The organism is Sulfitobacter sp. EhC04 (genome assembly GCF_001650875.1).
In the GTDB taxonomy this organism is placed as follows: domain Bacteria; phylum Pseudomonadota; class Alphaproteobacteria; order Rhodobacterales; family Rhodobacteraceae; genus Sulfitobacter.
Map to the genome: position 1 here is coordinate 1 of NZ_LXYI01000020.1, position 20,339 is coordinate 20,339.

The 20,339-nt window shown below is 57.9% G+C and carries 22 protein-coding genes and 1 pseudogene; 10 read left to right on the plus strand and 13 right to left on the minus strand.

Going from position 1 to position 20,339, the window contains the following annotated elements; genetic code table 11:
- The 3 genes and pseudogenes from A8B82_RS10040 to dcm form a co-directional block, all read right to left on the minus strand.
- Nucleotides 1-457, minus strand: a pseudogene (locus A8B82_RS10040) (type II restriction endonuclease); the annotation flags it as partial.
- An 88-nt stretch (nucleotides 458-545) separates the two neighbouring features.
- Complete coding sequence (locus A8B82_RS10045; protein ID WP_067291576.1) at nucleotides 546-1,019, minus strand: very short patch repair endonuclease; 474 nt, start codon at nucleotides 1,017-1,019, stop codon at nucleotides 546-548.
- On the minus strand, nucleotides 1,019-2,284 hold the full coding sequence (gene dcm / locus A8B82_RS10050; RefSeq protein WP_067291579.1) for a DNA (cytosine-5-)-methyltransferase: 1,266 nt from the start codon (nucleotides 2,282-2,284) through the stop codon (nucleotides 1,019-1,021). The genes A8B82_RS10045 and dcm overlap by 1 nt, the downstream gene beginning before the upstream one ends.
- A 246-nt stretch (nucleotides 2,285-2,530) precedes the next feature.
- On the opposite strand from dcm, the gene A8B82_RS10055 reads away from it, so the two are divergent.
- From A8B82_RS10055 to A8B82_RS10070, 3 genes are read left to right on the plus strand one after another with little or no spacing between them, the layout of a single operon-like run.
- Entirely contained in the window at nucleotides 2,531-3,706 is a 1,176-nt protein-coding gene (locus A8B82_RS10055) for a hypothetical protein (RefSeq protein ID WP_067291581.1), read from the plus strand.
- 8 nt (nucleotides 3,707-3,714) lie between these two features.
- On the plus strand, nucleotides 3,715-5,970 hold the full coding sequence (locus A8B82_RS23945) for a Mov34/MPN/PAD-1 family protein (protein ID WP_161489445.1): 2,256 nt from the start codon (nucleotides 3,715-3,717) through the stop codon (nucleotides 5,968-5,970).
- The gene (locus tag A8B82_RS10070) at nucleotides 5,970-6,626 is read left to right on the plus strand and encodes a hypothetical protein (protein ID WP_067291588.1); all 657 of its coding nucleotides are present in this window, start codon (nucleotides 5,970-5,972) and stop codon (nucleotides 6,624-6,626) included. Before A8B82_RS23945 ends, A8B82_RS10070 begins: the two co-directional genes overlap by 1 nt.
- On the opposite strand, the gene A8B82_RS10075 is transcribed toward A8B82_RS10070, so the two are convergent.
- Together A8B82_RS10075 and A8B82_RS10080 are read right to left on the minus strand one after the other, a co-directional pair.
- On the minus strand, nucleotides 6,623-7,162 hold the full coding sequence (locus A8B82_RS10075; RefSeq protein WP_067291590.1) for a recombinase family protein: 540 nt from the start codon (nucleotides 7,160-7,162) through the stop codon (nucleotides 6,623-6,625). The genes A8B82_RS10070 and A8B82_RS10075 overlap by 4 nt on opposite strands.
- Before the next feature lie 246 nt (nucleotides 7,163-7,408).
- Nucleotides 7,409-7,864: a MarR family winged helix-turn-helix transcriptional regulator gene (locus tag A8B82_RS10080; RefSeq protein WP_067291593.1), complete on the minus strand. Its 456-nt coding sequence runs from the start codon at nucleotides 7,862-7,864 to the stop codon at nucleotides 7,409-7,411.
- Between the two features lie 68 nt (nucleotides 7,865-7,932).
- Between A8B82_RS10080 and A8B82_RS24185 the strand changes: the two genes are divergently transcribed.
- On the plus strand, nucleotides 7,933-8,931 hold the full coding sequence (locus A8B82_RS24185) for an NADPH-dependent FMN reductase (protein WP_082899233.1): 999 nt from the start codon (nucleotides 7,933-7,935) through the stop codon (nucleotides 8,929-8,931).
- Nucleotides 8,932-9,216: 285 nt separating this feature from the next.
- Here A8B82_RS24185 and A8B82_RS10090 read toward each other — a convergent pair whose 3' ends face one another.
- The 3 genes from A8B82_RS10090 to A8B82_RS10100 all read right to left on the minus strand — a co-directional run bounded on the left by A8B82_RS10090 (nucleotide 9,217) and on the right by A8B82_RS10100 (nucleotide 11,632).
- Nucleotides 9,217-10,101 (minus strand): ArdC family protein, encoded by an 885-nt coding sequence (locus A8B82_RS10090; RefSeq protein WP_067291597.1) that lies wholly within the window; start codon nucleotides 10,099-10,101, stop codon nucleotides 9,217-9,219.
- Nucleotides 10,102-10,530: 429 nt separating this feature from the next.
- A complete protein-coding gene (locus A8B82_RS10095) occupies nucleotides 10,531-11,298 on the minus strand; it encodes an ImmA/IrrE family metallo-endopeptidase (protein WP_067291600.1) in 768 nt (255 codons plus the stop codon).
- 10 nt (nucleotides 11,299-11,308) lie between these two features.
- Nucleotides 11,309-11,632 (minus strand): helix-turn-helix domain-containing protein, encoded by a 324-nt coding sequence (locus tag A8B82_RS10100; protein WP_067291602.1) that lies wholly within the window; start codon nucleotides 11,630-11,632, stop codon nucleotides 11,309-11,311.
- Nucleotides 11,633-11,739: 107 nt separating this feature from the next.
- Here A8B82_RS10100 and A8B82_RS10105 point away from each other — a divergent pair, with 107 nt between their 5' ends.
- On the plus strand, nucleotides 11,740-12,003 hold the full coding sequence (locus A8B82_RS10105) for a DUF3892 domain-containing protein (protein WP_050527149.1): 264 nt from the start codon (nucleotides 11,740-11,742) through the stop codon (nucleotides 12,001-12,003).
- A gap of 102 nt (nucleotides 12,004-12,105) precedes the next feature.
- Nucleotides 12,106-12,393 (plus strand): DUF3892 domain-containing protein, encoded by a 288-nt coding sequence (locus A8B82_RS10110; protein WP_050527150.1) that lies wholly within the window; start codon nucleotides 12,106-12,108, stop codon nucleotides 12,391-12,393.
- A 66-nt stretch (nucleotides 12,394-12,459) separates the two neighbouring features.
- Here A8B82_RS10110 and A8B82_RS10115 read toward each other — a convergent pair whose 3' ends face one another.
- Complete coding sequence (locus A8B82_RS10115) at nucleotides 12,460-12,741, minus strand: hypothetical protein (protein WP_067291605.1); 282 nt, start codon at nucleotides 12,739-12,741, stop codon at nucleotides 12,460-12,462.
- 35 nt (nucleotides 12,742-12,776) lie between these two features.
- On the minus strand, nucleotides 12,777-14,123 hold the full coding sequence (gene mobQ / locus A8B82_RS10120) for a MobQ family relaxase (RefSeq protein ID WP_067291608.1): 1,347 nt from the start codon (nucleotides 14,121-14,123) through the stop codon (nucleotides 12,777-12,779).
- Nucleotides 14,124-14,783: 660 nt separating this feature from the next.
- Here mobQ and A8B82_RS10125 point away from each other — a divergent pair.
- The 4 genes from A8B82_RS10125 (at nucleotide 14,784) to A8B82_RS10140 (ending at nucleotide 18,662) form a co-directional block, all read left to right on the plus strand.
- Nucleotides 14,784-15,071: a mobilization protein gene (locus A8B82_RS10125; protein ID WP_067291610.1), complete on the plus strand. Its 288-nt coding sequence runs from the start codon at nucleotides 14,784-14,786 to the stop codon at nucleotides 15,069-15,071.
- An 11-nt stretch (nucleotides 15,072-15,082) separates the two neighbouring features.
- The gene (locus tag A8B82_RS10130; RefSeq protein WP_235604663.1) at nucleotides 15,083-16,744 is read left to right on the plus strand and encodes a type IV secretory system conjugative DNA transfer family protein; all 1,662 of its coding nucleotides are present in this window, start codon (nucleotides 15,083-15,085) and stop codon (nucleotides 16,742-16,744) included.
- Nucleotides 16,745-16,762: 18 nt separating this feature from the next.
- Entirely contained in the window at nucleotides 16,763-17,311 is a 549-nt protein-coding gene (locus tag A8B82_RS10135) for a hypothetical protein (protein WP_067291616.1), read from the plus strand.
- 265 nt (nucleotides 17,312-17,576) lie between these two features.
- A complete protein-coding gene (locus A8B82_RS10140; protein ID WP_067291618.1) occupies nucleotides 17,577-18,662 on the plus strand; it encodes a replication initiator protein A in 1,086 nt (361 codons plus the stop codon).
- A 17-nt stretch (nucleotides 18,663-18,679) separates the two neighbouring features.
- Here the strand turns inward: A8B82_RS10140 and A8B82_RS10145 are convergent, their stop codons facing one another.
- The 3 genes from A8B82_RS10145 to A8B82_RS10155 form a co-directional block, all read right to left on the minus strand.
- Nucleotides 18,680-18,889 carry a plasmid partition protein ParG gene (locus A8B82_RS10145; RefSeq protein WP_067291621.1) on the minus strand — a complete coding sequence of 70 codons (210 nt, stop codon included), beginning with the start codon at nucleotides 18,887-18,889 and terminating at the stop codon, nucleotides 18,680-18,682.
- Nucleotides 18,889-19,539: a ParA family partition ATPase gene (gene parA / locus A8B82_RS10150; RefSeq protein WP_067291623.1), complete on the minus strand. Its 651-nt coding sequence runs from the start codon at nucleotides 19,537-19,539 to the stop codon at nucleotides 18,889-18,891. The genes A8B82_RS10145 and parA overlap by 1 nt, the downstream gene beginning before the upstream one ends.
- Before the next feature lie 194 nt (nucleotides 19,540-19,733).
- Nucleotides 19,734-20,339: type II restriction endonuclease (locus A8B82_RS10155; protein WP_268873804.1), on the minus strand; the 606-nt coding region annotated here is incomplete at its 5' end.

Here is a 20,339-nt window from a genome sequence, read left to right on the forward strand (position 1 = left end):
AGGTCATGCCGAACTTCTCTATGATGCTGTCCAGCTTGTCGGCTTCCGGCTCCTCGAACTCGACACCAATCTCGTCCAGGATAAAGCGCGCGGCGAAGTCCAGCTCTGGCTCCGCGTCGGAAAATTCCCGCGACACGAACGATTTACCCTCTGGACGCAATCCGAACAGCCAGAAGAGTTGTTGCTCGCTGGTGGACCCTTCCGGGGCCACGATGAACCACAGGACGCCGCTCTGGTCCTTGGCGAGAAACAGGGTGTCGCCTTCGCGCATGGCCTCCGTGACAGGGTTCGAGGGGTAATAGAGCCGCCACTCGGCGGCACGGGGCTTGTTGATCCGCGCGTCGTAGTGGGTGGCCCAGCTCTCCTCGGTGAAGCCCTCCTGATCACCGCCTAGCCAGATATAGATCGCAGGGAACTTCTGCTGATGGGTCTCGCCCAGAAAGTCGTCCCGCATCATCTTCGTGGTTCCGACCTCATGCTGGTTGGACGTCTTAGGCTCGGCATCGACGGCAGACAAACGCTTGACCCCGACACCTTCAAAATAGTCAGACAGTTGCCCGCGCTTCATCGCCTCTTACCTCCAGTATTTTTATATCCGATTTCAACCACATGGCGCATTGATCGGCAACGCTGTCGAAGGGTAGGCGGGTCTTGCCCTTCAGGGCGCACTCCCAAACTACCCCGATGCGCCAGCCAGTTTCGGCCAGCGTGTGATACTGCCTCCGGTCGCGCTCGATGTTCTTTGCGATCTTGTCGCGCCAGAAATCTTCGCGGCTCTTTGGCCAGCGGAACAGATGGCAATCGTGGCCGTGCCAGAAGCACCCGTGAACAAAGATGACTGCGCTCCTGCCTGTGAACACGAGATCGGGCTTGCCGGGCAGGTCCTTGCGGTGCATTCGAAAGCGGAATCCGCGCCTGTGCAGCGCGGATCGGACTATCAGCTCGGGTTTGGTGTTCTTGCCCTTGACCGCCGCCATCATCCGGCTTCGTGTTGCGGGCGTGACGGTATCCGCAGGCATTACTCCGCCGCGATACCCGGTGCGGGCAGGGGGAGTTGAACCTGCACGGTTTGGGGGACTTCGCGTCCGTCCAGCTCCATCGCGTCCAGGATGCGTGGCTGCATGAGCTGTGCAACGGCGCTGACAACAGGCACGACAACGGCGTTTCCGAACTGGCGATAGCCCTGCGTGTCGGACACCGGAATTTTCCAGTCTGTCCGCCCGGGCTTCTCGAACCCCATCAGGCGGGCACACTCGCGCGGTGTCAGGCGGCGTGGCCGGTCGCCCTTCTGTGCGATCAGGATTTCTGAGCCGTCCTTGTAATAGCGGGCCGACAGGGTGCGGGCTACATCATTGGGGCCAAAGAGCGAAAACCCGAAACCGTTACCGGCCTTGCGGTGCTTTTCCTTGTAGCCTTGAAGATAGGTCCACATGTGTTCGGTGAGGGTGTATTTCGGATCGACCTTCCTATCGAGGATCGACCCCAGCCTCGGGCCGTCGCCTTCCGGCACGGCGAGCTGATCGAAGTCAAACTCGATGCTGTGATCCTTGAAGCCGACAATAAAGATGCGCTCGCGCTTCTGCGGCACCCAAGGCGTCGAGCTGATGACGTTGTGGAATACCCGATAGCCCAGCTCCTTTTCCAGAACATGGATGATCGTGGCGAAGGTCTTGCCGCCGTCATGGCGCTCAAGGTTCTTCACATTCTCCAGCAGGAAGGCGGGGGGCTTGTGGTGGGCGATGATCTTGGCAAGATCGTAGAAAAGCGTTCCCTGCGTATCGCACAGAAAGCCATGCGGACGGCCAAGGGCGTTCTTCTTGCTCACGCCTGCAATGGAAAACGGCTGGCACGGGAAACCGGCCAGAAGCACGTCATGGGCTGGAATTTTCTCGGGTGCGTCCGCATAGGGGCGCACGTCCTCGGCAAAAACATGTTCGCTGTTGGCAGGCTCGGGGAAGTTGGCGTTGTAGGTCTCCCGGCTGAACCGATCCCATTCCGCTGTGAAAACGCACTGCCCGCCGATGGCCTCGAATGGAAGGCGCAGCCCCCCGATTCCGGCAAAGAGGTCAATGAACCTGAAACCTTCGGGCCGTACGCCTGTGCAACGCGCGTCGGCGGTCTGGCGCAGCTTCTCAAGGCGTAGCTGGTCGATCCGCTTGCCTTCGCCGTTGATATGACGCCGGACTGTCCGGGGGCTCACGTCCAGAAGCTCTGCCGCCGTGTCGATGTCGAGACCGGCCCGCTCTATCAATTCTGCAAATTCTGTCCGTGGATGCGCGTTCATGTGCCTGCCCCTGTTTCTGTGTCGGTTATTGACAACATGTCATAATTTGCCCCAGCGGATTTGGGAAGGGGTTTCGAAAATTGTTCGCACTTTGTTCCTGCGCGTGTTAAGCAATCGTTCCGGATCGCGGAAGAATCTTCACAAATACTTGAACATCCAGATATAGTACACATCTCCTACCACACACCCCGATGTTGTTATCCTGCAAAGGTTGGCAACTATTCCCAATAGCGAATTGAGTCAGCCATGTCAGCGAACGTAATTTTCTTTCCCGTTTCCAATGGTGACATGAGTCTCATCGAGCTGGACAACGACCAATGCATTCTCATCGACATCAACATCCGAGGTGCTGCGGATGATGAGGACGATGACAAACCCGATGTCGGATCACAGCTAAGAAAGCGCTTGGAAAATCGCGGGCGCGATGAACAGGGGCGTCTTTATGTCGATACCTTCTGTTTGACCCATCCTGATCAAGACCATGTTACGGGCCTGCAAAACCATTTTCATTTGGGGCCGCTCGATAATTGGTCCGAGGACGACGATAAAATTATCATTCGCGAAATGTGGTCTTCGCCAACGGTGTTCCGGCGTGCCAGCCGCGCCAACACGCTGTGCGACGATGCGAAGGCCTGGAACAAGGAAGCAAAACGGCGGGTACAGCGCTATCGCGAAGTAGGACTCACAGTTATGGACGGTGAGCGCATTATGATCCTGGGTGAAGATCGCGATGGGAAAACCGACGACATCCCAGGTATTGTCGCCAAGATCGATACCGAGATTTCGCAGTCAAACCGCGTCGGCGGTGGTGGTGGCTTCAGCGCCCGATTGCTTGGACCGCTTCCTGCGACCGACGATGAAGACCGTGAAACGCTGGTGAAAAACCGTTCGTCGGTGATACTCCGCTTCTCGCTCCACATCGGTGATGACCATGGAAAGTGTTTCCTCCTGACTGGTGGAGATGCCGAGGTCGAAATCTGGAAGCGCCTCTGGAATAAGCACAAAGACGATCATCTGGACTGGCTGGAGTATGATATACTTCAGACACCGCACCACTGCTCGTGGCGAAGCCTGAGTTTTGACAGTTGGAAAGAAAAGGGAAACGACGCCAAGGTTGACGAGGACGCCCGCTCCGCACTGTCGCAGGGGCGGGACGGATCAGTCATCGTGGCGAGCTCCAAGGCGATCAAAGCCGATGCTGACAACCCCCCACACCACCGGGCGAAAGAAGAGTACATCTCTATGGGTGGCGACGCCGAAACCCGTTTCTATTGCACCGACGAAGAGTGGGACAAGAGCGCGCAGCCGCTCGAATTCATTATTTCCGACACAGTGAAGAGACGGAGTGGGAAGGCGGCCGCCATCGCGACAAAAAGCCTTGGGATTGGAGCAACCGCCGCTCAGGCCCGGCCGCATGGGTAGGGTCAACAGTGCCGGGAAAAACAAGCGCTGAACTCGCAGAGGCGATTGTTCAAATACTGCTCATTCATCCTGAAGTTTGTGATGGGCGAGTCGTCTCTGATTCAAGTGGCGAACCTGAAATCCAGATTCTGGTGAATGTAGAGATGCCCTTGCCGATGAAGGCGAAGGGCCAGAGTCCGAACGGTGTAAAAACCAAGGAACCAGTAACGGCGAAACTGCCGCAGAATTATCCTTGGAAGTCCCCAAGATTTAATCTGCGCGATGATTTTCCCCGAAATCTTCCGCATCTCCAACCCATCGGCAAATCGTTCCCACCACAGCCCTGCCTGGTTGATGGTCATCAGGATGAGTTCTTCCGGCAGTTCGACCTGCATGAAAACGGGCTGCTCCAACTCATCGATCAGCTGGTCGCATGGCTTGAGAAGGCTGCGACTGGTCAACTCAACAATGCGGCACACGGCTGGGAGCCGGTGCTTCGTGCCGGAGTGTCGAACTCAATCACTCTGAACGCTGCCTACTGCCGCCAGCTCGTCAGGCCCAGCGGTGGTATTTCAATATTGTCTGGAAGATATCTCAAGTCGAGCAAAGCTGACGAGCCACAGTTTTTTCTGAGTGCTGATGCAAACAAAGTTCCATTAAAGAAAGACAAGACAGATATCTTCACGGCGAGGGCGACTGGGGATTACTCCTCTGGCAACACTGTTGTTGCAGTTGTTTCACCACCAAAACTTCCAACTGGCAAACCGAGGCTTGAGAGTGGGCACTACGCCGAGGATATAGAAAATTTTTCGGATATTCTTGCCCGTTCGGATCAACTCGGATGTCACGCTTCGATCCAGAGCCTGCTCACCAACATTTCAAGCTATTTTGACAAGGCCTACCTGAATCAAAGGGTTCCAGTAGGCTTGATCTTCTGCGTTCGACGTCCGTTCAAGCTTGCAGGCATGGAAACCGATATCGAACTGATACCATACATCTTCGAGATTTTTCCGTCAGATGAACGAAAGAGCATCTTGGAAGGTGGTGGTTCCTCAAAGGCGTATCCTGCGGCTCAGATTGATGCCATCAGCAAAGAGCTCCTGTGTTCCGTAAGCGGAACTAAGATGCCGCCACGAACCGCCATACTGGGCTGTGGTAGCGTGGGATCCAAAGCCGCGTTCCATCTGGCACGGACTGGCGGAACGATTACCAGCGTAAGTGACAGTGACTACTTCGGCGCTCACAACATGGCGAGACATGCCTTGGTGCGCGATGATCTGGGGGGACAAAAGGCAAATGAGATCGCAAAGGAACTTGCGACACTTGATCAGACTCCCCTGACCTATGCTGCTGATATCCTAACGGGATTGTCGACCGATGATGGAAGGAAGACAATCGTCCCTCCAAAAACCCAGCTGATCCTTAACACGACCGCTTCTCTTGGTGTTCGTGAGGCGCTGTGTCGGTGGAAACCAAAATTCCGAAAGGCAAGAATATCGGAAATTGCGCTGTTTGGGCACGGGGAGGCCGGAATAATGTTACTTGAAGCGCCGGAGGGAAATCCGAACCTTTGCGATCTTATGGCTTCATTCCATTCAGAAAAAATTTCACCGGCAGCCTTCAAGCTGCTCCATGACAGGGAATTCGGTCTTACTGAAGTACAGATCGGACAGGGTTGCCACTCCGCTTCAATGCCGATGTCAGACATGCGCCTGAGCACCCTGACCGCAACCATGGTCGAAGAACTATTGGAGCTAAATGGAAGCAGTACGAACGAGGGAAAAATTGTTTTTGGGTTCCGAAACGGTTCGGACAGATTGAATACGAAATGGGCGACCTGGACCGTGCCAGCCTTCGAAGTTATTCCGATAGCAGGCTCAGATGAGTGGACGCTAAGAGTATCCAAAGCCGTGTTGGAACGGATTCGCACCGAAATGGAAGCTTGCCCCGGCATTGAGACCGGCGGCGTAATTGTCGGCACATGCAGCGCTCGCCTCAGAACAATTTGCGTTGTTGATACTATCCCTGCACCTGAAGACAGTGAACGATCAGCCGCGAAGTTTGTCTTGGGGAAAAAGGGGCTGAAGAAAGCTATTGAGAGACGTTTCCAAGAGAGTGGCGAGAAGCTTCTAGACCTTGGAACATGGCATTCTCACGTCGTGGAAGTTGGCCCATCATCACTTGACTGGACGACAGCGGCGGACTTGGCCAAAGGACGACCGCCGCCTTCTGTGTTGTTGATTGCGACTCCAACGCGACTGCATGCTATTTCACGGAGCATTTGATGAGCGACAAGACACTTAAAGATCAGAATGCGTGGCTTCTAAGGGGCTTTATCCTTCTGGTCGGAATACTCTTTTTTGGTTTTTGCTATGGCATGCCTGCTATTGACGCAGACTCATGGGATTCATTGGCGGCCCGGTTCAGTGATACACTTGGCCCTGCGAGTTTTGGTCTGGTTGTTCTTTCGATCACCAAGCTTTGGCTTTTGGGGTTTCTGCCACCTCGGCTTCGTGATCAAATTGTTCATTGGAGGATCAAGAACCCACTACCGGGCAGCAAAGCGTTCTCCAAAATCGGCCCCAACGACCAAAGGGTTGATTTGGTGAAACTTGCGTCTGACCACGGTGTGTTACCCATTGAGGAAGCGGACCAAGGACGGCTTTTCTATCGTATTTACAAATCGGTCGATGGAAGCGCCGGGGTGGATGATGCTCACAGGTCCTATCTTGCGGCCCGTGATTGCGCGACTATGGCGTTCCTGTTTCTGTTTATCCTTACCCCAGTTGTCTATTGGGTCTCCCAAGATGCAAAAATTGCCGTCACCTTCGGTATCATTTTGATCGTCACGTTCCTGATGATGTCATTATCGGCCCAGACATATTCGGTACGTTTTGTTCAGAACGTGCTGGCGCAAGCCTCAGCAAAAACAGTTCCTTAGGCCCTACGCACCGTCCTCTCGCTGACCTTGAAGAGCCGCGCGATCTCCGGGACCGCCCGGTGCTCCTGATCTCTCATTCGCTGCACCTCGATCTTCTGAGCAGTTGAAAGGGCAGGGGGCCTGCCCCCGATGCGTCCTCGCTTACGAGCTGACGCCAACCCTTCTTTTGTCCGCTCTGATATCCGTTCGCGCTCGAACTGGGCGATAGATGCGAAGACGTGAAACACGAGACGGCCTGCCGGCGTCGTGGTGTCGATGTCCTCGGCTAGGGATCGGAATCCGGCACCTTGCTTGCCGATGGCCTCCACGATCTCCAGAAGGTCTTTGAGGGACCGGGCCAGGCGGTCGTATTTGGTGACAGTCACCACATCGCCGTCACGGAGCTGGTCCAGCATCCTGTCCAGCTCCGGCCGTTCGCGCTTCGATCCGCTGATCTTGTCAGCAAACAATTTTCCAGCCCCTGCCGCCGTAAGTGCGTCAGTCTGGGCATCTAGGTTCTGGTCGTCAGTGCTGACGCGGGCGTATCCAATGATCATGACTCACTGTGACAAAAACCTGCCAGAACTGCAAAGATTTCGCCGGGGGTTTTTGCCACAACTAAGCGGTTGATCTGCCGTCGGGCAGGGCGGACCGGCGGAAACGACCGTTTTTGTCAGGGCAGTTGTGGCAATAGGTTTTTGTCCAACATCGGTCATTGGTGCAGATCGCGGCGAAATCTGGCTCTGAGCCAATTTGATGAGTACTGCGGCGTGTATGAATGACAGCTTCATGCTGGCTTTCAGTCAACCTGGATCCTGATAATTCTCGTGATGAATAAGTAGAGACTTCATCAACCTCAAGAATTCTGCGCGCTCATCTTGGGTTAAGGGCGCGAGCAAAATATCCTGCGCCTCGGCCACGAGCTTGTCGAGCCGTTTTAACTCGGAAAAGCCTAGTTTCGTCATCTCGACGCGCTTGTTGCGACGGTCGGATGGATCGGGTGTTCGAGTAACAAGGCCCTCGGCTTCGAGTTTGTCGAGCATGGCGACAAGGTCTCCCCGGTCCTGCCCGGTGCGCGATGAAAGAGCGCTCTGGCTGGCAGCGCCCCCGTCAGCGAGCGCAGCGAGGATACCGTATTTGTTGCGCTCAAAGGCAGGCCCGACCTGATCCCCCAGAACACGCCGCCCGCTTCCCGCAAGATGGTTGAGCAACCATGTGGGGCGGTTCCATAAACGCCGCGTCGGCGCGGCACCTTGCATTGACAACTTCATAGGGAGATACTAGTTGGCAATCCAATCGTTGGCAACCCAATGAAATGGAGGATGTGATGATGAAGATCGCGATCGTGGTTAGCTCGACCCGACCAACCCGCAAGGGGCGCCATGTCGGGGAATGGGTCTTGGAGAACGCATCAAGCCGCGACGCCAGCTTTGCGCTGGTCGATCTCGCTGAAATCAACCTTCCGCTCCTTTCCGAACCGAAACCCGCTGTTTTCGGCCCGCCCTATGAACAGGAAACGACGCGCGCCTGGTCGGAGGCCGTTGCGGGATATGACGGGTTCATCTTCGTTGTGCCGGAGTACAACCACTCAATTCCCGCGCCGCTTAAGAATGCGCTCGATCATCTGTATGTAGAGTGGCAGGACAAGGCCGCCGCCTTCGTCAGTTACGGTGTCGATAATGGCGTTCGGGCGGTGGAGCATCTGCGCGGAATCCTGAGCGAACTTGGTATCGCACACGTCGGCCCGTCCGTTGGTCTATCGCTGAGCGATTTTGCGGATGGTGTCGTGTCTGCGAATGACCGCAAAGCTGCTGCACTCGACACCATGGTAGACAAGTTGGTCGCATGGTGCGGCGCGCTCGCCACGCTGCGTGTTTCTTCTGACGGCAACCAGGACCGGCCCCGACTTGGCAGCGATCATCTCGACAGAGCGAAGGCTGCAGCAGAAAGCCTCATCGCGGAGCTACAGGAAGGCATCGACCAAGGGAACGCCGAAGTTTATAATCGGCACTTCGCGCTGGATGTGATGTGGGGCAATCCAAACGGAGGCACGTTGCTCGGTTACGAAGAATTACACGCAATCCATGGACAGCTCCTGTCGGATAACGTCGCCGGGCCTTCACGCTACGAGATCGTCGCGGCGCGCAAGGTCGCCGCTGATGTGGTGGTAGCCCATGTGCGGCGTGCGGCGCTCGACGCGAGCGGAGTGGCTCTCGATCCGGCGGATGCCGGAGCGTTTTCCGAGATGGCACTCTATGTTCTTGTCCGAAGAAGCGGGCAATGGTGGCTTGCAGCGGGTCAGAACACGCCAATCGCTCCTATGTGACGTCGTGGTGATAGCAGCCTTTGGTGCACGGTGCAGCGAAGGCCCGCTTTGTCCCGCTCTCCGGACAGTGGTCAGCTTATGAGTGGAGGTCTGCAGTAGCCCCCCAACCGGCGATTTCGGGCATTATATGTCCGTCCGCGCGAAGCGCCGGGCCTGTCGGCGGGTGACCGTTAGGTTGCCCGCCGACAGGTCACCCTGAAACCGCCCACGCCCAGGATCATACCACAACGCAAAAAGGCCCCCGCCTGCTGACGGGGGCCTCGATTATCTCGGCGGTGCGGGCTGTTACTCGGCGGCCATCCGGTCGGCCTGCGCGGTACGGGTCATGATGTAATCCACGGCCTTCTGGGCCTCCGACGCGGCGCGGAATATCGCACGGCTGTCTGCCTTCATCGCCTCAAGCCATCCTTCGATATAGGCCGCGCTCTGGTCGAATTCAGGCTCCACCCCGATCTGCGCACAAAGCATGCAGTTTCCGATTTCCGCGACCAGCTCCTCGAACGCGTAGGCCTTGCGTTCATTGAACCGGCCCAAGCGGTCAAGCCGCTTTGTCGCCCCTGTCCAGTGAGTCAGCTCATGCGCCAAGGTGCCGTAATATCCTGCGGCCCGGTGGAATGTCCCGATCGGCGGCATGTGGATGCGGTCGCTCTTGATGTTGTAGTAGGCGCGCGGCTCCTCGGTCACATCGATCTGCGCGCCGGTCGCGGCAAAAAACGCTTCCAGCTCGGGATCGGCCACGGTGCCAAGATCACGGGGCGGATCGGGCAAGATGTAGAATTCTGCGGGCAAACCCTCGATCTGGTCGGCGTTAAACACGCGATAGGCCTTGGCATAGGGGATCTGGCGTTCCTCGCCGTTCTCGTCCTCACGCTCGACGGTGCCGTATTTCACGACCGTGGCGGATTTCTCGCCCTTGCGGACATGGCCCTCAAGCTGCTTGGCCTGATTGAACGTCATCCAGCGGGCTGAGCTGTAGTCCTTGGCCATCGCGGTTGCCCAAAGCATCAGGATGTTGATTCCCCGATAGGCTTCGCCGTTGAACCGTTCCGGCAAGCTGACCCCTGTCCCTCCGCCGGTCCATGGCTTGCGCCAGGGCGGCGTTCCCGCCTCGATCTGCGCGATGATCTGGTTGGTGACATGGGAATAAACGTCAAACTTCTCTCCGGTCATTTGTGACCCTCCTTTGAGTGACGCGGGCCGGGTCTGTGTCCCTTTCCGCCAATGGGCGGGCCTTCCTGTTCTGATCTTTGGAATGCCCATGCATTCCGAAGGGCAGAGCAGGTAAGGGCAAAGCCCGTCCTGCGGCCTGGCGGGGCCGTGACAACCGGGTGGAGGGCGTGAATTTGGGAGGGAACCGCGCGCCTGCGCGTGGGAGGAACCGGAATTCTCGACCGGAACCGACGCCGCAGGCGGCGCTTGCCGGTTTTCTCGGACCTGCCGGGATGGCAGGCGGATCAACTGGATTTGGAAACTGTCAGGGTTGGGGTGAGCGGGCGTCAGTCCGTCGATCCCCTGCCCTGTCTATCGCTCAAAGAGAGACCGGCACACTGCCGGGGTCACACAATTTCTATGGCTGATTTATCATTGGGGTTCATCAACTTATCCGACAAACTCAATGCATGTGTACTGATACCCCCGCCCGGAATAATCGAAGTACTGGCTCTCATTCGCGCTTCGAAACTCATTCCAAGCAAAGCCGGAATCCTGCGGCAATGTGCAGGATTCACCATTGAGGTGGGCTGTGAGAGCGTGGGAGGCTTTGGGTAGTTCATCTCCAAAGCAAAACGCTGATATGTACGGAGCTGATTTGCTTTTACTGCCCCAAACAACCATTCCATCGCGCGACACGATAAATGCAACTGGCTTGCTGGACAGCCCGACAAACCGCAAAGCACTCGCCTGGAGTGAGCACTCGAAACGGTTTCCTATCTCGCATAGGGAATTCGTATTCCAGCCAATCCCGCTAAACTCATCTCTGAGAAGGTTTGCAGGCATAAGTAGCCACGACGCAAACACGTTGGCCTCGGTTTCTATCTTATCCCTGAAATCGTTCAGGGTATCATCGCTGTCTTCGAAACGATCCCGCAAACCCCGATGGCACATGAAGTGTCCCAACTCATGGGCATATGTGAACCGTTGACGCCGCTTGTTCTCGATTTCCGAGTTCAGCAAAATCGTCCACTTGTCGGTGTTCTTTGTTTTAACAAGACACCCTTCGAAGGAGTCATAGCTGCCTATCTTGGTTTTCAATTCGCCGACAAAATCGCTGTTCTGAAGTGCGCCATCAATGAGCTTTGAAATATCCAGTGGGTAAGTGTTTGGACCGTGGTCCTGCCAGAGCCTTGTAAGACGGTTGGCCTCTTTCATCGGAGGGCTGCTAATCTTCGTCGTCAAAACCTGAAACTATCCTCTCAATCGTGCGCTTGTCATTCTCAGATAGCTTATGGAATTTTCTGAAAAAGGCATCCTCGATTTGTCGGTCAGAAGGCTCGTCTTGCGTATCGTCCAGGAAGAACTCTGGCGAGGCCCCAAAATGATTTGCGATCTTTAGCAGCAACTCAGCGGACGGCTTGGCATTCTTCTTGTTTTCGAGCTGCCAGACATACGCCTTTGATGACCCTAGGACCGTCGCCAGCTCCTCCTGCGTCATGTTCTTGGAAGTCCGGATTCTTCTGAGCTTTTCGCCAAATTTTTCTGACATGCAAAATTCTCTCCGTTCGCGGGTTGACAGAAGTATAGCGATCACTATATCTGATCACAAGTGTAGCATTCGCTATACTTATGTAAACCAATACGGAGCACGAAAAGATGGCTGACAGAAAAGTTACCGCGTCGGGAAAAGACAAGGACGGCGACATCACCAAGCTTTGCAAATCAGGCGAGGCATGGTCCCCACGGCTGAAGGCTGACGCGATCCGCGATATCGAAAACGGCACGCATACCTACTACGTCCAGCAGGCTGGCACGTCTCGTGTCGACATCACCGTGGTGAACGGAGCGACTGGCAAATACCTTCGCTCGACCGCCGATAAATCGTCGAGCAACAACTTGGACAATCTCCCTGATTGCTAAGCCTATGACCCTACAACATCAGGGCTCGCAGATAGCATCTGCCTCTGCGGGTCCGTTTCAACCTGGCATCCTTGAATGTCATAAAAAGAAGGATATTACCTCATGCCACAGGATCATCAGATCACCTGTATTATCCCAGACGGCGCGGACTCTGACCGGCGTATTGACAGCATCGGCGGAGCCACTGGTTCCAAGAGTGGTGGTCCTTGGTGCATTAAGCTCGATGTTGCCATCAAAGGTATCGAAGACGGCACTTGGCGCTTCTGGACCAGCGTAAATGGCAACTCGGTCTGGGTCATCATCGCTACGCGGAATGGAAAGAAATACCTGAAAACCGAGGCCGATGGAGCCGAACCGAATAACCTCTTGAGTCTGCCGCGCTGTAACTAGGCCTCGATCCAGTCCAAGAGGGGCGGTCGCGGCGTCACCGCCTCGGTATGTATCAGTGGCCCGAGATCACAGAGTCAGAGGCTGCGCGTCCGGCTTCTGATCGAACAGGATCACACGCCCGTCGCTGCTGCTCGGACTGTTGACCAGCACGAACGGCACATCCGCACCTTGTTTCTCATAGATGCAGCGGTATTTCATCTTGCCATCGAGCGGATCGCGCACTTGGTCGTAGCGATAGCTGTACTTGATCCCTTGATCGATCCAAGCCTCGACGCCTGCGGGCGTCACCAAGGACATGGGCTGCCCATCCAGCAGCAACGTTTTGCCCACGTTGAATACTTCATCCATCTTTCGGTCTCCTCTGTTTGTCCTGTCAGATCACGTCACAGGCTGTGACCTTCACCACGATCCCTGTCCCGCGTGCTTTCATTCTCGTTGTCATCGCGCTCCTGCTCGCGGTCGTTGTCCGGTTCCAGCCGCTCGCGCGGCTTGTTCAAAACGTCCTTCAGCCGCTCGTTGACAGACGGCTTGCGCTCCTCGCGCTCGATGTCCTCGGAACGGTCCTGCCTTTGACGCTGGGCCGTGGTCCGTGACGGTCTCGCGGCATCCGCGCCGAGGTCATTTTCGCTGAACCCGTCCAGCTTGTGAACCGCCGCCTGGCCGTCGCGCCCGGCGTCCTTCTCCATGATCTCCTTCAGCCGCTCGCGCGCGTAATTGCGACCTTCCGGCTTTGGCGTGTCGTCCTGGTCCCGTGACCGGCCCACGACCTGCGACAACCGCTCCCGGAAATCCTCCGGGTTGCGTTCACCGCGATCTTTCGCGGCTGCGGCCCTGAGCGCCGCCAGACCGGCAGAAACGCGGCCCTGCCCCGCCTCGCGCTCGATGCCGTAGGTCTCCCGCGCGATATCCAGCCGCTCACGCATTTCGCGGAAAGCGGCGCGCGCCTGGCGGGCGGCATGGACGACAGCGCCCCGTTCGGTGACTGGGACATATTCCCGGCCTTGACGCTCGGCCATCACCTTGGCGCGCCGCTCCATGGAATTGGCCGCTGGCCCCAGCTTCAGCTCCGGGTCGCGGTCCAGTTCCTCGGCGGACAGCTTGTCGCCACGATCCAGCGCCGTCTCGCGCTGCTTTTCAAGCGACCGGTGATCGACGCGCTCGACCTCCCCGACGCGCTCCAGCGCGCGGTTCTGCAGCTCGGCCCAGAGGCCGCGCATCTGCTCGATCTCGACACCACCGGTTTTGGCGGAATCGAGAACCCGTGTCTTGGCGGTGAAGCCCCCGGCTTCCAGCTTGCGGGTGGACGTCAGAACATGGGCGTGGTGATTGCGCTGATCACCTTCGCGGTGGGGCGCATGGATCGCCACATCGACGGCCACGCCGTAGCGGCTGACCAGTTCCTGGGCGAAGTCGCGGGTGATCTGCGAGCGGGCCTCGGCGCTGATCTCGGACGGCAGCGCCAGCTCCCATTCGCGGGCGGTGACGGAGTTGCGGCGGGTCTCGCTGGCCTCGGCCTCGTTCCAGAGGCGGGACCGGTCCTGCGCCCAGTCTGGGGCGTCCTTTGGCGCAAGAATGAAGGTCTCCTCGATCCCCTGCTTGCGGGTGTAATCGTGGACGCGGCCTTCTCGCTGGCACTCGATGCGCTCCCCGACACGGTAGGCCGCTGCCGCTGTGGCAGAGCGCCCGGCGCTGCGTTTGATCGTCTTCACGGAGAGGTGGTAGCTGGCCATGCGCCCTCCCCTCGCCTGTGATGCAAACGCGACCAGGCGCCGGGGCTGATCCGTGCCGGTGTCCTGACATTGGCAATCGGGTCAGCCGTCTTTTCTTCGCAGGATCGCGCCCCAAACCAGCGCGATCTGAGGGGAAAAGACAGCCCGCTTGAGGCGAGCCAACGGCTCTCCGACGCGCGGGCTTGCCAGTGACCTGCCCCCAAATCCCCAGCCTCATGGGGGGCGGGATATGGGGACAGTTCACTGGCGGTTTGCCGGGGGCAAACCCGGTTCGTGTCGGCACCGTCAGGTCTGCCGGGGTGCGCGCTCGCACCGACACGAACTTCCCGCAGGGGAGACGCCAGCGGCAGACCGGCCCCCGCCGTGGGGCATCGGGCGAGACGCTGGCGCGACATTGCGGGACGCGATCCAACCGCAAAGGTTGGACTGGGATGGTTTGGAAGGGGCGGCGCGCCCTTCCATGTCGCGGCGGCACGCAGCGAAGGGGATGGCCATCGGCCGGGGCTTTGCCCCAGAGAGATCGCACGCAAATCTCGGAACCCCAGGTGGAGAGTTTGCATAAGTGCGCCCTTGTCCTTTACAGGCCTACGGGTAAGCGCTATCGCTCGATCTGACAAGACCAACCTGTCCACCTGCTCTTTTCAAAGATGGAGACGCACATTGGCGGAGACTGAGCTTGAACGTGCCGAGAAACGCTACGCCCAGGCCAAGGCCCGACTTCAGGCACTGAAGAACCGGGAAGCCACCAGACAGCGCAAACTCGACACGCGGCGCAAGGTGATCCTGGGCGGGGCGCTCCTCGATCTGGCGGAGCGGGATTCCGGGGCTGCCGCGATGCTCGACCGGCTGATCCGCAACCTGCCCCGCGAACAGGATCGCAAGGCCTTCGCTGACTGGGGGACGCCCTCCCCTGCCTCGTCCAGCTCTGATCCGGAAACGCCGTCCTGATGCGGGGCGTGATGCTCGTCTTCGGAGGGCTGTTCCGGTTCTTCGGTCGATTGATCTTCACGCCCATCCTGTTGGGCTGGATGATCGGCGCTGTCGTGTTTGGCGCGATGATCGGAGCACTCGTGGCCACGCCGTTCGTCTTCGCCTTCTTCGACCAGCCACCCGGCGAAAGCGCATGGCATTGGCTGGTCTTCGGCCCGTTCATTTTTGTCGGTGGTATCTTCGGGTTCCAGTATTGGCGCATGGCCTCTGGCGCGGACGCCTTCTTCGGACTGACCGGCGACAGCCACGGTTCGGCCCGCTTCGCCAACCGCAAGGAGCTGAAGAAGCTCCAGCGGGAAGACGGTCTCCTGATCGGGCGCAACCCGCACACCGGACGGCTGCTGCGCTATGACGGTCCCGCCCATCTGATCACCCTCGCCCCGACACGAGCCGGGAAAGGCGTCGGCACCGTCATCCCGAACCTGCTGGCGGCGGAACGCTCGGTCCTGGTCATCGACCCCAAGGGCGAGAATGCCCGGATCGCCGGGGAAGCGCGGCGGCGGTTCGGGATGGTCCATGTCCTCGATCCGTTTGAGGTCTCGGGGATGCCCTCTGCCGTCTACAATCCGCTCGACCGGCTGACGCCGGACAGTCTCGATCTGGGCGAGGATGCGGCCTCCCTGACAGAGGCGCTGGTCATGGACCCGCCGGGACAGGTCACGGAAGCGCACTGGAACGAAGAAGCCAAGGCTATCCTCGGCGGGCTGATCATGTTCTGCGTCTGCCATGAGGATCGCGACCGCCGGTCCCTCGCCACCGTCCGGGAATATCTCACCCTGCCCCCGGAAAAGCTGCGCGCGCTGCTGGAGCTGATGCAGGACAGCGAGGAGGCAGGCGGGCTGATCGCCCGCGCCGCCAACCGCTTCCTCGGCAAGGCGGATCGGGAAGCGGCCTCGGTGCTTTCGAATGCGCAGCGGCACACGCATTTCCTGGACAGTCCTCGGATCGCCAGATGCCTGGCGCGGTCGGACTTCGCCTTCGCCGATCTGCGCCACCGGATCACCTCGGTGTTCCTGGTCCTGCCGCCCAACCGGATGGATGCCTACAGCCGCTGGCTGCGCCTTCTGGTTTCTCAGGCACTCCAGGACATCGCGCGGGACGCTGAGGCGTCCGTGAGGCCCCAGAGCGGCCCTGCAGGCGCTCAGGGGGGCACACAGCGCCTCAAGACGCCCACGCTGTTCCTGCTGGATGAGTTTGCGGCCCTGGGTCGTCTGGAGGCCGTGGAGCGCGCCATGGGGCTGATGGCGGGCTACGGGCTTCAGCTCTGGCCGATCCTGCAGGACATGAGCCAGCTCAAGGACCTCTACGGCGAACGCGCGGGCACCTTCATTGCCAATGCCGGGGTGCAGCAGGTCTTCGGGGTGAATGACTTCGAGACAGCCAAGTGGCTGAGCCAGACAATCGGCCAGGAAACTGCCGGATTCCAGACCGACAGCTTTAAGCCCGGTGACGGCCCCAGCTTCTCGAATAACCTCACGGGCCGCGATCTGCTCACCCCAGATGAAATCATGCAGCTCCGTCCGGAAAACCAGCTCCTGCGCGTTCAAGGGCAAGCCACAGCCGTCGCGCAAAAGCTGCGCTATTACGCCGATCCCGAGTTCAAGGGGCTGTTCGTCCCGCAGGACCAGTAATCCGAAGGACGCCTCCCGATGCCAGACCAACCCGACTTCCCTGCCCTCTCCGACGATGATCTGCGCGAAACGCTCGATCTCATGGCCACAGCCGTCGCCAGCATGTCCGACAGGATCGACGATCTGACCGCCGTGGCGGACAAGCAGATCAAGGTCGCGACGGAAGCGCGGATCGCAGCCTTCGCCGCACGAGACCAGACCAACCCGAAAAAATACGGCGATCTTCTTGGCCAGACACTCGATAGCCACCTGGGCGCAACCGCAGACGCAATGACAGAGATTGTCAGACGCCTTGGCGTCCAGACGGACAAGACCATCGGGGCCTTGGCCAAATCGGAAGATGACAGGTCCACAGCCTATCGAGCGGTGTTCGAACGGGAACAGAAAGCGGATCGCCTCAAAAGCCGCCTACCCTGGTTTGGTCTGGGTGCATTGGTTTTGGCCTTGGTGCTGACGGTGACGCTTCCTCGTTTCTTGGCCAGCAACGCGTCCACATGCGCTGTCCTCGGGGCGGCATGGACCACGACAACCACGGGTGTCGATGCGTGTGTGTTCTATCAGAGGTGACGAGAAATCCTGCGCTTGCGGTGGGCTTAGCTCAGCGAGCTGGGTGTTATATATGTGTTAGAGTCTGTGTTACGCGAATCGCGCGCCCATCTAGGTTATTGAAAAATATGCTTTAATCTGGTCTATTTTGAGCTTCCGGTGGGTGATATTACGATAAAGAGTGTGTGATCTTACGAAAGGTGGTGTGTGATCTTACGAAAGTCTGCGTGGTGGGTGATACTACGAACCCCTTGCCTTGGTGTGTGAAATTACGAATAGTAGTGGCATGGTGGGTGAAATTACGAAACCGGATCGGACGCCTCTTCTCCCTTTGCGACACGCACAGGGAGATTTTTTCGTTTGCGATATTTTCGACGCAGCGCCTAAGGGCGACATGGCGTCGATGGCGCATCCAATCTTCACCCTCTCGACCAAGCCTGACACCAAAAAACGACGCTATGTGGCTACCGATGGAAAGAGCTACGTTGAAATCAGGCCCAACATGATCGGCTTGGCAACTGTCCACGACCGTGACGTGCTGATCTACTGTATTTCCCAAGTAATGGCGGCTCTGAATGACGGAAAACAGGTCCACAGAACCCTTCGGTTCAAGGCGTACGACCTACTTGTCGCAACAAACCGCCCAGTTGCAGGAACCGGTTACAGCGGTCTGAAAGCCGCGCTCGAACGTCTCCAAGGGACGCAGATCGAGACGAACATCACAACGGGCGGTGTTGAACAGATTGACGGCTTTAGCCTGATAGACCGCTATCGCATTGTTCGCGAAACCCGCGATGGCCGGATGCTCGATCTAGAAGTTACCCTTTCCGATTGGGTCTTTAACGCCATTGCCGGGGATGACGTTCTCACGCTCAATCGTCGCTACTTTCAGCTTCGTAAGCCTCTGGAACGCCGTCTGTATGAGCTGGCACGCAAGCAATGCGGGACGCAACCAGAATGGAAATGCGGTCTGGACAAGCTGAAGGACCGAACCGGCTCCACGTCTTCCGATAAGGAATTTCGGCGGCTCGTCAAAGCAATCTGTAAGGCTGACGGGGAACATAACCACATGCCGGACTATGCCTTCCGAATGGAAGCAGACATCCTCACGGTAACGCCCAAACCTGAATTTCTGGAGAACTATGCGCCCAAACCAGAACAGGACAGACTGACCGGCGGCTATGTCATGCCTCTCTCGCCTGATACACTGGAACGGGCGCGGGAACTGGCTCCGACATGGGACATCAAGGTTCTGGTCGGAGAGTGGCGGACCTACGCCGCCAGACAGAAAGAGCCACCGAGGAACCCGGACGCCGCGTTCCTCGGTTTCTGCAAGAGCTGGTTCAAGAAACGCGGTCGCAACGGCTGGTAGAGTAATTACTCAAACACTCATTTGCTCAAGTACTCAGACCAAAGATCACGGGTGATGTCGGAGATTGACCGGCCCTCCTCGACCGCCTTAATCTTGATTTTGCGATAAAGTGCCTCTTCGATCTCGGCATTCAGGCGCTTCTTCTTCTCAGTCGTCTCGGTGACTTCGTGCAGGATGCGTTTGCGGGCCTCGTCGCCACGGCTTGGACGTTTAGCGGAAAGGGCCATCACGCGACCTCCCGTGTCGCGGTAGTAAGCACTGCCAGTATCTCGTTGCTCAGCGCCGTGGTCTCCGCTCTCGCCTTCGCATTGTCGGCGTCGAATACGGTCAGCCCTTCCGATGCCGTCTGAGGATAGACTTGGCGTTGTGTTATGGTCGTCTCACAGACAGGCAAGGCGTAGTCGTCCAGTGCGGTTCGCACGTCACTGCCCAGCCGGGTTCCTTCCACGACGCGGGAGACCACAAACCCGGCACGCGGCGATCCATCCGTGACCTCTTGGCGAGCCTTGATGAAATCCACCAAGTCCGACGCGGCCCAAATGTCGTATGGCGATGGTTGAACGGGGATCAGAACGAAATCGCTGACTTTGATGCAGGCGGCGATCATGTCTTCTAGTTTTGCCGCACCGTCGATTACCACGTAGTCGTAGTTTGCTGCCATACTGGTCAGCGTCTTGACGTTGTTGGGACGGTCCAGCGCGACTAGCTCGATGGGATTATCTTCACTCGCTGCATGCCAGTCACGCGCACTGCCTTGTGGATCGCTGTCCACCATCAGAACCGAGTATCCCAGCTCGTGCAGCGATCTGGCGAGATTGGTGCTGATGGTGGTCTTGCCGCTGCCACCTTTTGGGTTCAGGACGGAAATTATGCTCATTGCTCTGCCTCATTTGTGTATTTACTCAAAGGTGTAACTGAGTATTTGAGGTGCGACAAGTTTGGTGTGAACTAATGCCCGGTATTCATCCGCAAGAAAGTGAGTGATGAGCAGGACACTCAGTTACTCAAAAATTCATTTGAGTAGAGCATCAGGCAGGGGGCGAAGCGCGAATGCTATGGGCGTTGCTATGGCTACCCCTGTCGCGTTCTGACCTCGCCGATAAAGTCCCCTACAGACCAAAGCCAGCCGCGTTGTGCTTCGGTGTAGCTGCGGTGAACAGGGGCAGGGACCACGAGCTGAAGGCTGGATGCTTTCATCTGGTCCGTCTGAGGTTCTGAAATTCCCGGCTCCAGTGTCAGAAGGTGCTTGTGGCTGATCTTTTCGGCCTCCGCCAGAACTTGCCGCCAGCGATCCTTGCACGTGGATTTAGCACCCAGCATGGTCAGGCGGGAATCGCCTTCGATCGGTGCTGCCTGGTAGGTCTCCAGATCGGGAAACAGAAAATCCGGCTTGTGCCGGTGTTCCGTCACCGCGCCCCGAACGTGGCGAATGTCGTGCACTCTGAGAACAGCCGCTAGATGGTTCTCCAGTGAATGCCCCATGCGGGATTTGCGCCGGTTCTGGACGCTCAGTGAAAAGCTGATGAAGCCGTCAACGTCCGTGCCTTTGTCATCCACGAACCCGGCCTCGATCCGCGAAGACACTACCTTGCGCTCCAACCGTCGGAATAGGGCCTCCTCATGGTCCAGCCATGCGATCAAAGCCGCGTCCGGGTCGTCCTCGGCGCGCACCTCGGG